Below are 1,007 nucleotides of genomic sequence, written 5' to 3' on the forward strand. Positions count from 1 at the left end.
GACACAGACCCGTGACTGCACCTACAGCTTCATCAACTGCCTCTCCAATCGGCCAGTCCACTCAAATTCGTGCAACTTCGTGTCGCACGGTCGCCCTCCCAGTGGCCGGGCACGGCCCGGTCCTGCGCCTCTGCGGGCCGTTCGCTGATCATGACCATAGGGGTGGCGAACCGCGGCTGGCGCTGCTGGGCCTGGCGGCGGGGCTTGCGCCGGGCCCGGCCAGTGCGCAGAGCGCGGGCGAGTTCGCGGCGCAGTTCGCCCCGGCCCTGGACGTAGAGGGCCTGGTAGACGGTCTCGTGGACCACGTGCATCTCCGGCCTGTCGGGGAAGCGGGATCGCAGGGCCTGGCAGATCTGCTCCGGGCTCCACCGTAGGTCCAGGTGGTTCTGGATGAAGTCCCGCAGGTCGGGGCTCTGGCTGATCTTCCCCGGTTTCGGACGGGGCCGGCGGGCATCCGCACGGGCCTGGGCGGCGTGCGGGCGGTAGGCCCAGCGTCGCGCGTCGCCGCGCAGTGGCATGCCGTTGCGGCGGATCTCCCGGCTGACCGTGGACGGGCTGCGGCCCAGCTCGGCGGCTATCGCACGGACCGTGGCCTTCTCCCGCAGCCGGTCGGCGATGTAGATCCGGTCGTCCTCGCGCAGGTATCGGGACGGACCGGAAGGCGGCACCACCGTATTGATCGGGGGTGCCGCCTTCTGGTGGCGGTCGGCGCTGCGGCCGTTGCGCCAGCGTCGGCCGGTCTTCTCGTTGATGCCGACGATCCGGCATGCCTCTTTGTTACTGAAGCCCTGCTGCATGAGCTGGGAGTATGCCTCCCGCTCACGCAGCAGCTGCTTGCGCCCTTGAGCCACCGTTCGGAGCTCCCGGATCTTGAAGTCCATCGCATCCCCTGAGCTGGGATGTTGCGACGACCACTAGTAGGGCTTGGTCATGTGCGGTCCGAGATGGCGTGTCTTCTTGATCGGTCGTGTCGTTGATCGGGTGTGCTGGGTGAGGAGTTGGCTGCG

General features: G+C 68.3%; 1 pseudogene. It reads right to left on the reverse strand.

Annotated elements, in window-relative coordinates:
• Nucleotides 1-89: 89 nt before the first annotated feature.
• Nucleotides 90-881: pseudogene (locus tag ACGFU7_RS48280) on the reverse strand (IS30 family transposase); the annotation flags it as partial.
• Nucleotides 882-1,007: the final 126 nt, after the last annotated feature.

The organism is Streptomyces sp. NPDC048473, from assembly GCF_043200155.1.
Classification (GTDB): Bacteria; Actinomycetota; Actinomycetes; order Streptomycetales; family Streptomycetaceae; genus Streptomyces.